A 13,427-nucleotide genomic window follows, 5' to 3' on the forward strand; every position below is an offset into this window, starting at 1 on the left:
TTATCTAGTTTTGAGAGAATATAAAAAACTTATTGACTTTCTAAGTGAATCAAGTATAATAATGTTTGTCTCAATCGAATATAGTCTGGTAATGATGGCAGAGAGGTCACACCCGTTCCCATACCGAACACGGAAGTTAAGCTCTCTAGCGCCGATGGTAGTTGGGACCTTGTCCCTGCGAGAGTAGGACGTTGCCAGGCAAAATGGAGGATTAGCTCAGCTGGGAGAGCACCTGCCTTACAAGCAGGGGGTCGGCGGTTCGATCCCGTCATCCTCCACCATATATGTCGGAGGGGTAGCGAAGTGGCTAAACGCGGCGGACTGTAAATCCGCTCCTTCGGGTTCGGCAGTTCGAATCTGCCCCCCTCCACCATTTCTTAATTATTGGGCTATAGCCAAGCGGTAAGGCAACGGACTTTGACTCCGTCATGCGCTGGTTCGAATCCAGCTAGCCCAGCCATTAAGAGCCATTAGCTCAGTTGGTAGAGCATCTGACTTTTAATCAGAGGGTCGAAGGTTCGAATCCTTCATGGCTCACCATTTTCTTAAAAAATATGCGGGTGTGGCGGAATTGGCAGACGCACTAGACTTAGGATCTAGCGCCTTTGGCGTGGGGGTTCGACTCCCTTCACCCGCACTTTTAATAAAATAACTCAAACATGTCTTGCGGAAGTAGTTCAGTGGTAGAATACAACCTTGCCAAGGTTGGGGTCGCGGGTTCGAATCCCGTCTTCCGCTCCAATTTTCAGTATGACATGCCGGGGTGGCGGAACAGGCAGACGCACAGGACTTAAAATCCTGCGGTGGGTGACCACCGTGCGGGTTCGACCCCCGCCCTCGGCACCATATGCGCCCGTAGCTCAATTGGATAGAGCGTTTGACTACGGATCAAGAGGTTAGGGGTTCGACTCCTCTCGGGCGCGCTTTTATTAACGGGAAGTGGCTCAGCTTGGTAGAGCACCTGGTTTGGGACCAGGGGGTCGCAGGTTCAAATCCTGTCTTCCCGATTTTTCCAAAAACATGGGGCCTTAGCTCAGCTGGGAGAGCGCCTGCCTTGCACGCAGGAGGTCAGCGGTTCGATCCCGCTAGGCTCCACTTTATTTTTTATATGTCGGAGGTATACCCAAGTTCGGCTGAAGGGATCGGTCTTGAAAACCGACAGGCGGCGAGAGTCGCGCGGGGGTTCGAATCCCTCTACCTCCTCCATTTTTTTAAAAAGTGGTTTAGTTACATATAAAAATGAATAAGATATTAATTTTTTCTTCATGGAGGTATACCCAAGTTCGGCTGAAGGGATCGGTCTTGAAAACCGACAGGCGGCGAGAGTCGCGCGGGGGTTCGAATCCCTCTACCTCCTCCATTTATTTTTAAAACATAATATCGTCGCGGGGTGGAGCAGTACGGTAGCTCGTCGGGCTCATAATCCGAAGGTCGCAGGTTCAAATCCTGTCCCCGCAACCAATGGTCCCGTGGTGTAGTGGTTAACATGCCTGCCTGTCACGCAGGAGATCGCCGGTTCGACCCCGGTCGGGACCGCCATTTTATGTTGGCTCGGTAGCTCAGTCGGTAGAGCAGAGGACTGAAAATCCTCGTGTCGGCGGTTCGATTCCGTCCCGAGCCACCATTTTTTTGTTTTTTTTTTATGCCGGCTTAGCTCAATTGGTAGAGCAACTGACTTGTAATCAGTAGGTTGGGGGTTCAAGTCCTCTAGCCGGCATCATTTAGGGGCATAGTTTAAAGGTAGAACTGAGGTCTCCAAAACCTCCAGTGTGGGTTCAATTCCTACTGCCCCTGTAAAGTATGGGCCTATAGCTCAGCTGGTTAGAGCGCACGCCTGATAAGCGTGAGGTCGATGGTTCGAGTCCATTTAGGCCCACCATATATATTCCGCAGTAGCTCAGTGGTAGAGCTATCGGCTGTTAACCGATCGGTCGTAGGTTCGAGTCCTACCTGCGGAGCCATGGCCCGTTGGTCAAGTGGTTAAGACACCGCCCTTTCACGGCGGTAACACGGGTTCGAATCCCGTACGGGTCATAAAAAAAGAGTCAGCATATTGCTGACTCTTTTTTATTATGTATAAGCCTCTTTTTATCACCTTATTTTCCTGAAATAAATAAAGGGATTTAGGAAAAGCTATGGTATGTATTAAAAGGAGGAGATGAAAAATGACACAAGTTAGAGAACTTATGAGTACTCATATCGTACATTGTACACCATTAGACAATGTATATGAGGCAGCTGTAAAAATGAAGGAAGAATCGGTTGGATTGATTCCTGTTATTGAAAATAAACAAGTTGTTGGGCTTGTTACTGATCGAGACTTAGTTGTTCGTGGGATTGCTGAAAAACATCCTGGATCTAATCAAATTACAAATGTAATGACAACAAACATTGTTTCAGTTTCTCCAGATGATTCTATTGAAAAAGCTACAGAATTAATGGCACAATATCAAATTAGACGGTTACCGGTTGTTGAGAGCGGTCAACTTGTTGGGATGCTAGCACTAGGTGATTTAGCTATAAGAAAATCAGCTGATGATCAAGCAGGGTTTGCTTTAAGTGAAATCTCAGAGCATACGGAATAAATTATGTATAAAGATCAGATACATTATTCTAGTATATGCGGATTAAACTAATATATTAGCGTGATGTATCTGAGACATTATATAATAAGTATAGAGTCAATATTTTTGAAAGTTTTTTTAAATTTGTCATTCCTAATTTTTAATAAGAGAAAAAGTGATATACTGAGAGATATAAGTATTATGATAGAATTTGAATATAACAATATTCATTGTTAATGATGTAATAATGAATTAATATTTCCTACATAGATAAAGTGAAACTTTAATTATTGGGGGGTGTCCATCCCAAAATAATTATTAGTTGAACCAATCGGGCTTTTATGGGCAATTTTATCTCCTACCTAACTTCCTCGCATTCGCAGAATTTTGAGGTGGGAGTCTTACTGCCCGCAAATAGCGGGATAAAAAGGGAAGGGGAATTATATGAGGGCTGTACAGGGCGATCCAAATTGGAATTTGGTTACAGATACATATATAGAACCAAATGATTTCGCTGAGTTATTTTCTTTGCTTGTACCTTGTCATCCAAAAGGTGAAGGGAAAGAGCGAACTATATTAGTATGGAAAGAAAAAGAATTTTATAAAGAAGAAAATTTAGCGCCATTTATCGTATATGGCATGAATAAAGTAAAGAATTTACCGCAGTTTCATAAAGATGAAATTCCAACTCTAGTACGTATTCTTCGTTTATGTCAAGAGATTGGTTGGTATGAAGAGGCAAATGCTTTTATGATAACCCAAGGGCTAGATGAATTTGTCCGAACTTCATTGGAGTATGAAACATGGGATCTTTTGACGAAAGCAGTTGCTTTAAACTATTTAATTATTAAATATCGTATTGGTGAATTAACAGCTGAGGATGTAGAAATTTGGGATCGAGTTAAATTTAATGAGAAATGTATAACAGATTGCAAACATCTATTATCTCATAAAGAAGTATTGGAATTTACATTCTTTTATATGTGTAAGCGAGCTAAGCTACTGTCAAAAGAGCAATTAAATAGTGATATGATGAGTCTGGCAATGTATTGTAATACTTTTGTGTATGATTTATATACACATGACTTATTACGAAAGTATCGTAAGTGTACAGACTTCCTATCATATTATGGACCTAGTCAAGCGGTTTTAGCTTGTCAAAGAGCTGTACTTTCACAAATTTCCGATCGATTAGACCCTTTAAAGACAACTCATGTAGATGATTATTTATATGTGATGAAAGAAATGATGGAGCATATGACGATAGGGGTAATGGATCGGTATGGTCATTTTATTGGAAAGCTACTATCATATGTACCATTTTTCGAAATGATCCAAGTTCCACAGCATGCATATTATTGTGAAGAATTACTGTATATTTGTAAGGGAATTGAATACAAAGAAGAAATACTACGCAATTATATATTTATACAATTACATGATTGTTTACCATCATTCTTTAAACTATTTCTTAAAAATAAACGTTATGCAACGATTCATGATATTCTTTTCTATTGGTGCGACGATGAACAAAGAATGAGCTTAGAGAAAAAATATAATCTTAGTTTCATTTATGAAAAATATGCTTGTGGATAAACCATATTTTACATATTAAAAATTAATATAAATTAAAAAGGATCTCAAGTTTATGTGAGATCCTTTTTTTGTTAGTAAAGCAAGGAGAAAGTAACTAAGATAAGAAATAACATTCCATAAAGGAGAAATTGTGCAGTATAACTTCCTTGTATACCAAAAAAAGTATTCATTTTTTCATATAAATTCAATATATATTTCATTGGATTATCTTTGAAAGATTGGTACACAGTGTCTCCTCTTTCTAAGCTTCTTGTTCATGTTTTTGGTTATTAGGAACATGAACATATCTAGCTATGAATAATAAAACACCTATAAAGAATACAGGAAGTACGGTAGATAAATAAAAACCATTACTAATTATATTTGTTATAAGAGCACTTAAAAGAAAAATTACATTATAAATATGGGCAATTTTTTGTTTTAGCCGCATTTGTAATGCTTCCATAATGATTTCTAAAGCAACAAAAGCAATAATAATAGATAAAAATACAGTGTTCGTATTATAGATGATTAAACAACAGATTAAACCTAAAAAGGCCAGGTATTCAATAAAGAGAGGTATATTGCGTGGCATATAATTTACCTAACTAAATATGGCAGTGGGTTTACTGCATTTGTTTTTTCAAAATTCCATTCCCCATTATGTAATTCAAAATGGAGATGTTGCCCGTATGAATGACCTGTGTTTCCCATATGACCTACTAATTGTCCAGTTTGTACTTGATCACCAGCTTGTACAGTGCGATCCTTCATATGAGCATAAACTGTTGTATATAATTTCCCATTTATTTGATGGGCGATGAACACGACATTGCCGTAGCTAGCCGAATAATAAGATTTCACAACCTTACCTGCAGCAGCAGCTTGAATAGAGACATTTCCTTGTGCTGCTATATCTATACCATAATGCATTTGCTCCCAGCGCATATCAAAAGTGGAGCTGATTTTCCCTTGAGTAGGGAATTTGAAAACTGCTGGAATTGATGCAGGTGGAGCTGTTTTAGCGTGTGCTTGATTTTGATTTTGCACTACATAGTGTTTTGCTACATATCCGTATCCTGTGCCAAAACGAATTTTATACCAAGTACCTACCGTTTCTACTACTTGTACTTGTGTACCATTTTGTAATGAGCCAAGTAGAGTGCCACTTGTGCTAGCATTGCTACGTACATTTAATTTTGGTGTTGCAACAGTATACGAAGGAGAACCTTGTACTGTTACACCTTTTACTAGAGGTGTGGATCCATTAGATACAAATGTTTTTTGTACGTAACCAATTTGACCGTTATGTAATATTTTGTACCAATCTCCTTGTTCACCTTGAATGGTAATGAATTGACCATTTGGTAATATATCTAGAATAGAAGACTCTGTATTAGGTTCAGAACGAACGTTTAATGCGTTTGCATTTACGATATATTGAGACTTTGGTTGAACATTTTTTTTGAATAGAATTGCATCTTTTTTCATATAGCCTGTTTTGTTGTTAACAGATACTTTATACCAATCTTGAACTGTTTCAAGAATAGTAACCGGGCTATTAAATCGAATGGTATCAATTATTGCACTGTCTGTATGGCTATTTTGATGTAGTGCAACGTTGTCAATTTTTACATATCCAGTTTTTACTGTAGATGGTTGCTTAGCAGCCGCTGTTTGTATATCGGATTCTCCCATAGAAGGAAGTAAAGAAGCAATTGCGATAGTAGTTGCTGTTAAAGCTGTGGCTTTCATATTCATGTAATAAAGACCTCCTCTAGTTGTATAGTTGTAATTTTATTATAGTATAAAGATATAATATATTGGTCGTATTCACATAAATGTAATATGAAATCAATAAAAATAATGTCAGAAGAGAGATTCGTATATAAATATTGTATATATCATTTGTGAGGTCGCATTTATATTTGTTTAACATGTTAAGAATTAATTCTCAATTAAGAAAATTAAAACAGTTGATGATGTCTTATGGCGGTGTTATACTGACAGTGATAATTTTATAGTTTGCTAGGAGGGCTGGTGTTGCCAGCTGAGAGTAGGGCCGTAAGCCTTTGATCCTTTTTATTACCTGATCTAGATTATGCTAGCGTAGGGAAGCAATTCGGACATTAACAATGAGTCCCCGTTTCTTTGCGTATAGAAACGGGGCTTTTTTATTTGAAAATTTCATATTAACACCACTAGGGGTGCTTTTCGTGCTGAGAGAGGAATAATCCTTAACCCTTACAACACCTGATCTAGATAATACTAGCGAAGGGAAGTGGAACAACGAATAAATTATAATTTTATTTGCTGTAACCACTTCTTTTATACAGAAGTGGTTTTTTTATTGAGATAAATAGATATATAGGAAGGGGAATTATTAATGAAATTTTGTGAAAGATTATTTGATACGGTGCAGCCTGTTTGGGAGAAAAGTCATAATCATCCGTTTGTAGTAGGTATGGGGGATGGTACGTTGGAAAAAGACAAATTCCAGTACTATATTGTTCAAGATTATTTATATTTGTTAGATTATGCAAAGCTATATGCAATTGGGGTTGTAAAGGCAACGAATCCACAAGTTATGGCAAAATTTGCAGAGCAAATTGATGGGATTTTAAATGGTGAAATGACGATTCATAAACAGTATGCAAAAAGACTTGGCATTTCTGTACAAGAGATGGAATCTGCGAAACCATCTGCTAAAAATTTAGCATATACAAATTACATGATGTCTGTATCTCAAAATGGCACAATTGCTGAATTAATATCAGCTTTACTTCCATGTATGTGGAGTTATTGGGAGATTGGAAAGCGTTTAAATGATATTCCTGGAGCAAGCGATCATGAGTTCTTTGGAGAGTGGATTCAAGGATATAGTTCTGAAGAATACGGTAACCTTTGTATTTGGTTAATAGATTTATTAAATGAAATGGCAGTTGGAAAGTCAGAGAAAGAGCTAGACCGATTAGAGGAGATTTTCTTATATTCCAGCCGATTTGAATATTTATTCTGGGATATGGCTTATCGTAAGGAGATGTGGGGTTTTGAGGAGCAAGAACATACTACAGTTTCATAATGTTTCCTTTCATTATGATGAGAAACCAATCATCAATGAATTAAATGCTTCTATACAAGATAAAGAGTTTGTAAGTATTATCGGACCGAGTGGATGCGGGAAAAGTACTTTATTTCGCCTTATTACAGGCTTAGAAGAGGCAAGTACTGGACAGATAGAGCTGACAGAAACAAAGAGTCATTCTGTAGGGTATATGCCCCAAAAAGATATGCTCTTGCCGTGGAGGACGATTATTGAGAATGCGGCCCTGCCGCTAGAGTGCCAAGGTGTGCAGAAGAAAGAAGCGCAAGTAAAAGCGAAAGAACTGTTACATAAATTGGGTTTACAAGGGTACGAGAAAAAATATCCGAAAGATTTATCTGGTGGTATGAGGCAACGCGTATCTTTTATCCGAACTTTATTAACAGGCGGGGAGATATTATTGTTAGATGAACCGTTTAGCGCATTGGACGCTTTAACGAAGGCATCTTTGCAAGAATGGTTGTTTGAACAATGGAAAGAGTGGGAAAAAACAATTTTATTTATCACTCATGATGTTGAAGAAGCATTGTTTCTTTCTAATCGAATTTTGGTTGTAGAAAATCAACCGATAGCAACTTTAACTGAGCGAATTGTGCCGCTTGATCGTAACCGAACAAGAAAAGATTTATATATGCCTGAAGTGTTAGCGCTTAAAGAAGAGCTCCTTAGTATGTTACAAAGGCAGGTACTCGTATGATGAATCGTTTGAAGGAGTTATTACCTGCCCTTATATTAAGTGGAATTTTACTTGCTCTGTGGGAAGTAGGAGCAAGAATTGTAGATGAGATGTACATTTTGCCATCACCTTCTGCAATTGTAATGAAGATATGGGCGCTGAAAGATATATTATTTACGGTTCATTTACCTGCAACGTTGTACGTCGTTTCAATAGGCGTTGTTATTTCTATCGTACTGGGCGTAGGGCTAGCAATGTTAATGAATGCGAGTACGTGGATGGAAAGAGCATTTTATCCGTTATTAGTTGCTTCACAAACAATCCCGATCACTGCGCTTGCACCGCTCTTCGTTTTATGGTTTGGATATACCATCTGGAGTAAGGTTGTTGTTACCGTTTTAATTACGTTTTTCCCAATTGCGGTCAATACGTATGATGGACTGCGCAGTACGAAAAAAGAATGGGAGGAGCTATTAGTTACATATGGTGCAACGAAAAAAGATGTTTTTCTAAAGCTAAAGTTGCCATCTGCTCTTCCTTACTTTTTTTCAGCGTTAAAAATTGCGATACCACTTAGCGTTATTGGGGCAGCGATTGGTGAATGGCTCGGTGCACAAGCTGGGCTTGGATATTTCAGTAAAAGAATGATGACGCAGTTAGACGGAGCTGGTGTATTTGCACCAATTGTATTGTTATCATTATTAGCTATTTTCTTCGTCATACTTGTTTCGATATTAGAAAAGAAATTTATTAGTTGGAGGAAACATTCATGAAATTATTAAAACGCATCTTTGTGTTTACATTATTAGTTGCAATGATTGCAGGATGTTCGAGTAACTCGGCATCAGATAAGAATAAATCAGAAAAAGAAATAACAGTAATGCTTGATTGGTACCCGAATGCGGTACATAGCTTTATTTATACGGCAATTGAAAAAGGATACTTTAAAGAAGAAGGAGTCAAGGTGAATATTAAATTCCCTTCTAATCCGACTGATCCATTAACGCTAGCGGCGGCAGGGAAAGTGACAGTTGGTTTGTATTATCAACCAGATGTTGTCATGGCAAAAGCAAATGAACAAATTCCAGTGAAATCAATTGGAGCTGTCGTACGTTCACCGTTAAATCATGTTGTATCACTGAAGTCAGCAGGCATTCAATCGCCAAAAGATTTAGAGGGGAAAACAGTTGGATATTCTGGAACACCTTTAAGTGAGATGTATTTAAAAACGATGGTAAAAGAAGCTGGTGGTAATCCAGATACAGTGAAAGTAGTCGATGTTGGCTTTGATTTAGTACCAGCATTAATTACGAAAAAAGTGGATGCGGTAACAGGAGCATACATTAACCATGAAGTACCTGTTATGCGTCATGAAGGTCATGAACCAGCATACTTTAATCCAGCAGATTATGGTGTACCGAACTATCATGAGCTTGTGTTTGTAACGGGTGATAAAACGTTGAAAAAAGATAAAGAAGCATTGCAAGCCTTTTTACGTGGGGCACAAAAAGGGTATGACTTTATGAAGAAAAAACCCGATGAAGCATTAAATATTTTATTAGATCATCAAGAAAAAGAAAACTTCCCGCTTGTACCAGAAGTTGAAAAAGAAAGTATGAAAATTTTATTAGAGAAGATGGAAACGAAAGATGAGCCATTCTTATCGGATTCAAAAGAGTCATGGGAGAAACAAAACAAATGGTTGAAAGACAAAGGAATGACGAAAGAAATCGTTCCAGCCGATGAATTATTTGAAAACATTTTAAAGTAGGCGAATGAATATGAAAAATGAGCTCCATGTAATCTCAAATGGCCATATGCCATTCGAAGAGTTAGTGAATGTAGCGATGCAAATTGAGAGTGAGATCGATTATTTGCATATTCGTGAGCGTGAGAAAAGTACGAAGGAATTGTATGAAGGTGTGGAAAGTCTTTTGGGGAAAGGCTTTCCAGCATCGAAGATAGTGATAAATGATCGAATTGATATTGCTATTCTATTAAATATTCCGCGTGTGCAGCTAGGATATCGAAGCGCAGATGTAAGGTCGGTGAAAGAAAAGTTTTCTTATTTGCATGTTGGCTATTCAGTACATTCTTTAGATGAAGCGATAGTAGCATTTAAAAATGGAGCAGATTCACTCGTTTATGGTCATGTATTTCCGACAGATTGTAAAAAAGGTGTGCCAGCGAGAGGATTAGAAGAAATTGCTCATATGGCAAGTTGTTTATCCATACCAATAACTGCAATTGGTGGGATTATCCCTGAAAATACAGGTGATGTTCTTGCAAATGGTGTAAGTGGCATTGCTGTTATGTCCGGGATTATAAGCAGTAGTAATCCGTATAGCAAGGCGAAATCTTATAAGGAATCAATAAGAAAGTGGGCGGAAAAACATGTGTAAGAAGTATGATGTAGCGATTATTGGCGGAGGTGTAATTGGTAGTTCAGTTGCACACTTTCTAGCAGAAAGAGGGCATAAAGTAGCGATTGTAGAGAAGCAAAGAATCGCATCTGAAGCTTCGAAAGCAGCTGCTGGTTTGCTCGGTGTTCAGGCAGAATGGGATGCATATGATCCGTTGTTTGAGCTTGCTAGAGAAAGCCGTGCTATATTTCCACAACTTGCAGCAGTTTTACGTGAAAAAACAGGCATCGATATTGGGTATGAAGAAAAGGGCATTTATCGCATCGCTCAAAATGAAGATGAGAAGAAAAGAATTCTTCATATTATGGATTGGCAGCAGAAAACAGGTGAAGATTCCCGATTTCTAACGGGGGACCATTTACGGGAAAAAGAACCGTTTCTTTCCGAGTCAATTATAGGAGCGGTATATTATCCGAAAGATGGTCACGTTATTGCACCAGAGCTTACGAAAGCATTCGCACATTCTGCAGCAATTTCCGGAGCTGATATATATGAACAAACAGAAGTGGTTGATATTCGTATTGAAAATAATAAAGTGACTGGAATTGTGACAAGCGAAGGTGTAATCACATGTGAAAAAGTCGTTATCGCCGGAGGATCATGGAGTACGAAATTGCTACATTATTTTCAGAGTGATTGGGGTACATATCCTGTTAAGGGGGAGGTTGTTGCAGTAAGAAGCAGGAAACCTCTGTTGAAAGCTCCTATTTTCCAGGAGAGGTTTTATATTACGCCGAAGCGCGGTGGCCGTTATGTGATTGGGGCAACGATGAAGCCTCATACGTTTAATAAGTCTGTACAACCAGAAAGTATTACTTCCATATTAGAGCGTGCCTACACAATATTGCCTGCTTTAAAAGAAGCAGAATGGGAAAGTACGTGGGCTGGGTTAAGACCGCAGTCTAATCATGAAGCTCCTTATATGGGAGAGCATGAGGAAATAAAAGGTTTATATGCTTGTACTGGACATTATCGAAACGGCATTTTATTAAGTCCTGTTTCTGGTCAGTATATGGCTGATTTAATAGAAGGGAAGCAGGAGAATCACTTGCTAGATTCATTGCTTTCTAAAACGGTTTAGAAAGGGGATGGAAGTTTGAATTTGAAAATTAATGGTAACCAAATTGAAGTACCAGAGAGTGTAAAAACAGTAGCTGGGCTACTTACACATTTAGAGTTAGATAACAGAATTGTTGTAGTAGAACGTAATAAAGATATTTTACAAAAAGATGATCATAACGATACATCTGTTTTTGATGGGGACCAAATTGAGATTGTAACTTTCGTAGGAGGCGGTTGATTATGTTAAACATTGGACAATTTTCATTTCATTCTAGACTTTTATTAGGAACAGGGAAATTCCCTGATTTTGATGTGCAGCAAAAGGCAATTGATGTTTCTGAGGCTGAGATTTTAACATTCGCAGTACGTCGTATGGATATATTTGATGCGAAGCAGCCTAATTTATTAGAGAAACTTGATGTAAAAAAATATACGTTACTACCGAATACAGCAGGAGCAAAAAATGCTGAAGAAGCTGTTCGTATTGCAAAATTAGCAAAAGCTTCTGGACTTTGTGACATGATAAAAGTAGAAGTTATTGGTGATGATAGAACGTTATTACCTGATCCAGTAGAAACGTTAAAGGCATCTGAAATGTTACTAGAAGAAGGATTTATCGTTCTTCCTTACACATCTGATGATGTTGTATTAGCACGCAAACTACAAGAACTTGGTGTGCATGCGATTATGCCAGGAGCATCACCAATTGGATCAGGACTTGGTATTGTAAATCCATTAAATTTAAGCTTCATTATTGAACAAGCGACAGTACCAGTTATCGTTGACGCAGGTGTTGGTAGCCCAGCTGATGCGGCATTTGCGATGGAATTAGGAGCGGATGGTGTGTTATTGAATACTGCAGTATCTGGAGCGAACGATCCTATTAAAATGGCATACGCAATGAAATTAGGTATTGAGGCAGGACGATTAGGGTTTGAAGCAGGTCGTATTGCACGTAAACGTTGTGCAACAGCAAGTAGTCCTTTAGAAGGAATGAGCGTAGTTGAATAATCGATATTCTCGCCAAGAGCTATTTTCTCCAATTGGGGAAGAAGGGCAACAAAAGATAAGAACAAAGCATGTACTTATTATCGGTGCAGGCGCATTAGGTAGTGCAAACGCAGAGATGTTTGTAAGAGCAGGCGTTGGTCAAGTAACAATTGTTGACCGTGATTATGTCGATTGGAGTAATTTACAAAGACAACAATTGTATGCAGAGAGTGATGTAGAGAATAATCTTCCGAAGGCTGTAGCGGCAAAAAAACGTCTAGAAGAGGTTAATAGTGAAGTAAGAGTAGAAGCTCTCGTTCAGGATGTAACGGCTGAAGAGTTAGAAGAACTCGTTACAAATGTTGATGTAATCATCGATGCGACTGACAATTTCGAAACACGTTTCATTGTGAATGATGTATCGCAAAAATATTCTATTCCATGGGTTTACGGGGCATGTGTAGGAAGTTACGGGCTTTCTTATACTATTCTTCCAGGAAAAACGCCATGTTTATCTTGTTTATTACAATCGATTCCGCTTGGCGGAGCGACATGTGATACAGCGGGTATTATATCACCTGCTGTATCTCTTGTCGTTTCTCATCAAGTAACGGAAGCTCTTAAACTGTTAGTGGAAGATTACGAATCACTTCGAGAGGGACTTGTATCATTTGATGTATGGAAAAATGAGTATTCATGTATGAATGTGCAAAAGCTTCGTAAACATAATTGTCTATCGTGTGGTGAACGGGCAGTATATCCGTATTTAAATAAGGAAAACACTTCAAAAACAGCAGTGTTATGCGGGAGAAATACAGTTCAAATTAGACCACCTCATAAAGAGGAAATGGATTTTGAACAATATAAAAAATTGCTGAATAATCGCGTGAATGATTTGAATGTAAATTCATATTTATTATCATTTTCGGTTGAAGAAAAGAGATTAGTTGCTTTTAAAGATGGCCGTGTACTTGTACATGGCACGAAAGATATAAGCGAAGCGAAAACAATTTATCATCGCTATTTTGGGTAGA

Annotated in this window: 13 protein-coding genes, 20 tRNA genes, 1 rRNA gene and 2 riboswitches; of the genes, 32 read left to right on the forward strand and 2 right to left on the reverse strand. The window is 38.3% G+C overall.

Annotation, left to right across the window (positions count from 1 at the left end; all coding sequences use genetic code 11):
* Nucleotides 1–84 precede the first annotated feature (84 nt).
* From rrf to NSS97_RS03920, 23 genes are all read left to right on the forward strand, one after another.
* Nucleotides 85–200: ribosomal RNA gene (rrf, locus tag NSS97_RS03810) — 5S ribosomal RNA — on the forward strand.
* Between the two features lie 5 nt (nt 201–205).
* Nucleotides 206–281, forward strand: a tRNA-Val gene (locus tag NSS97_RS03815).
* Between the two features lie 8 nt (nt 282–289).
* A tRNA-Tyr gene (locus NSS97_RS03820) sits at nt 290–373 on the forward strand.
* Nucleotides 374–385: 12 nt separating this feature from the next.
* A tRNA-Gln gene (locus NSS97_RS03825) sits at nt 386–460 on the forward strand.
* A gap of 4 nt (nt 461–464) precedes the next feature.
* Nucleotides 465–540: transfer RNA gene (locus tag NSS97_RS03830), tRNA-Lys, on the forward strand.
* A 16-nt stretch (nt 541–556) separates the two neighbouring features.
* A tRNA-Leu gene (locus NSS97_RS03835) sits at nt 557–637 on the forward strand.
* Between the two features lie 29 nt (nt 638–666).
* Nucleotides 667–741 (forward strand) — tRNA-Gly (locus NSS97_RS03840).
* A 16-nt stretch (nt 742–757) separates the two neighbouring features.
* Nucleotides 758–846 (forward strand) — tRNA-Leu (locus tag NSS97_RS03845).
* A gap of 3 nt (nt 847–849) precedes the next feature.
* Nucleotides 850–923, forward strand: a tRNA-Arg gene (locus NSS97_RS03850).
* A gap of 10 nt (nt 924–933) precedes the next feature.
* Nucleotides 934–1,007, forward strand: a tRNA-Pro gene (locus NSS97_RS03855).
* 15 nt (nt 1,008–1,022) lie between these two features.
* Nucleotides 1,023–1,095, forward strand: a tRNA-Ala gene (locus NSS97_RS03860).
* Between the two features lie 18 nt (nt 1,096–1,113).
* A tRNA-Ser gene (locus tag NSS97_RS03865) sits at nt 1,114–1,206 on the forward strand.
* A gap of 61 nt (nt 1,207–1,267) precedes the next feature.
* A tRNA-Ser gene (locus NSS97_RS03870) sits at nt 1,268–1,360 on the forward strand.
* 24 nt (nt 1,361–1,384) lie between these two features.
* Nucleotides 1,385–1,461 (forward strand) — tRNA-Met (locus NSS97_RS03875).
* 2 nt (nt 1,462–1,463) lie between these two features.
* Nucleotides 1,464–1,539: transfer RNA gene (locus NSS97_RS03880), tRNA-Asp, on the forward strand.
* 9 nt (nt 1,540–1,548) lie between these two features.
* Nucleotides 1,549–1,624 (forward strand) — tRNA-Phe (locus NSS97_RS03885).
* Nucleotides 1,625–1,644: 20 nt separating this feature from the next.
* A tRNA-Thr gene (locus tag NSS97_RS03890) sits at nt 1,645–1,717 on the forward strand.
* A 6-nt stretch (nt 1,718–1,723) separates the two neighbouring features.
* Nucleotides 1,724–1,794 (forward strand) — tRNA-Trp (locus tag NSS97_RS03895).
* Between the two features lie 8 nt (nt 1,795–1,802).
* A tRNA-Ile gene (locus NSS97_RS03900) sits at nt 1,803–1,879 on the forward strand.
* 7 nt (nt 1,880–1,886) lie between these two features.
* A tRNA-Asn gene (locus NSS97_RS03905) sits at nt 1,887–1,961 on the forward strand.
* Between the two features lies 1 nt (nt 1,962).
* Nucleotides 1,963–2,034, forward strand: a tRNA-Glu gene (locus tag NSS97_RS03910).
* 131 nt (nt 2,035–2,165) lie between these two features.
* Nucleotides 2,166–2,585: a CBS domain-containing protein gene (locus NSS97_RS03915; protein ID WP_002125317.1), complete on the forward strand. Its 420-nt coding sequence runs from the start codon at nt 2,166–2,168 to the stop codon at nt 2,583–2,585.
* A 423-nt stretch (nt 2,586–3,008) separates the two neighbouring features.
* A complete protein-coding gene (locus tag NSS97_RS03920; protein WP_002125318.1) occupies nt 3,009–4,160 on the forward strand; it encodes a DUF3965 domain-containing protein in 1,152 nt (383 codons plus the stop codon).
* Nucleotides 4,161–4,401: 241 nt separating this feature from the next.
* Here the strand turns inward: NSS97_RS03920 and NSS97_RS03925 are convergent, their stop codons facing one another.
* Nucleotides 4,402–4,734, reverse strand: a complete 333-nt coding sequence (locus tag NSS97_RS03925; protein WP_002010638.1) for a hypothetical protein — start codon at nt 4,732–4,734, stop codon at nt 4,402–4,404.
* 5 nt (nt 4,735–4,739) lie between these two features.
* Complete coding sequence (locus NSS97_RS03930) at nt 4,740–5,900, reverse strand: SH3 domain-containing protein (protein WP_002010641.1); 1,161 nt, start codon at nt 5,898–5,900, stop codon at nt 4,740–4,742.
* 259 nt (nt 5,901–6,159) lie between these two features.
* Nucleotides 6,160–6,272, forward strand: a riboswitch (TPP riboswitch).
* A 60-nt stretch (nt 6,273–6,332) separates the two neighbouring features.
* A riboswitch (TPP riboswitch) is annotated at nt 6,333–6,436 on the forward strand.
* An 89-nt stretch (nt 6,437–6,525) separates the two neighbouring features.
* Here NSS97_RS03930 and tenA point away from each other — a divergent pair.
* From tenA to thiF, 9 genes are read left to right on the forward strand one after another with little or no spacing between them, the layout of a single operon-like run.
* The gene (gene tenA, locus NSS97_RS03935; protein ID WP_107887838.1) at nt 6,526–7,221 is read left to right on the forward strand and encodes a thiaminase II; all 696 of its coding nucleotides are present in this window, start codon (nt 6,526–6,528) and stop codon (nt 7,219–7,221) included.
* On the forward strand, nt 7,190–7,939 hold the full coding sequence (locus NSS97_RS03940; protein WP_341111634.1) for an ABC transporter ATP-binding protein: 750 nt from the start codon (nt 7,190–7,192) through the stop codon (nt 7,937–7,939). Before tenA ends, NSS97_RS03940 begins: the two co-directional genes overlap by 32 nt.
* Nucleotides 7,939–8,691 carry an ABC transporter permease gene (locus tag NSS97_RS03945; protein ID WP_341114600.1) on the forward strand — a complete coding sequence of 251 codons (753 nt, stop codon included), beginning with the start codon at nt 7,939–7,941 and terminating at the stop codon, nt 8,689–8,691. The genes NSS97_RS03940 and NSS97_RS03945 overlap by 1 nt, the downstream gene beginning before the upstream one ends.
* Entirely contained in the window at nt 8,688–9,689 is a 1,002-nt protein-coding gene (locus NSS97_RS03950; RefSeq protein WP_002140427.1) for an ABC transporter substrate-binding protein, read from the forward strand. Before NSS97_RS03945 ends, NSS97_RS03950 begins: the two co-directional genes overlap by 4 nt.
* Before the next feature lie 10 nt (nt 9,690–9,699).
* On the forward strand, nt 9,700–10,320 hold the full coding sequence (gene tenI / locus NSS97_RS03955) for a thiazole tautomerase TenI (protein ID WP_044444600.1): 621 nt from the start codon (nt 9,700–9,702) through the stop codon (nt 10,318–10,320).
* Nucleotides 10,313–11,422 (forward strand): glycine oxidase ThiO, encoded by a 1,110-nt coding sequence (thiO, locus tag NSS97_RS03960; protein WP_107887840.1) that lies wholly within the window; start codon nt 10,313–10,315, stop codon nt 11,420–11,422. The genes tenI and thiO overlap by 8 nt, the downstream gene beginning before the upstream one ends.
* A gap of 15 nt (nt 11,423–11,437) precedes the next feature.
* Nucleotides 11,438–11,641 (forward strand): sulfur carrier protein ThiS, encoded by a 204-nt coding sequence (gene thiS, locus NSS97_RS03965; protein ID WP_001049509.1) that lies wholly within the window; start codon nt 11,438–11,440, stop codon nt 11,639–11,641.
* 2 nt (nt 11,642–11,643) lie between these two features.
* Complete coding sequence (gene thiG, locus NSS97_RS03970; protein ID WP_107887841.1) at nt 11,644–12,414, forward strand: thiazole synthase; 771 nt, start codon at nt 11,644–11,646, stop codon at nt 12,412–12,414.
* A complete protein-coding gene (gene thiF, locus NSS97_RS03975) occupies nt 12,407–13,426 on the forward strand; it encodes a thiazole biosynthesis adenylyltransferase ThiF (RefSeq protein WP_107887842.1) in 1,020 nt (339 codons plus the stop codon). Before thiG ends, thiF begins: the two co-directional genes overlap by 8 nt.
* Nucleotide 13,427: the final 1 nt, after the last annotated feature.

Source organism: Bacillus sp. FSL R12-0074, from assembly GCF_038005725.1.
In the GTDB taxonomy this organism is placed as follows: Bacteria; Bacillota; Bacilli; order Bacillales; family Bacillaceae_G; genus Bacillus_A; species Bacillus_A mycoides.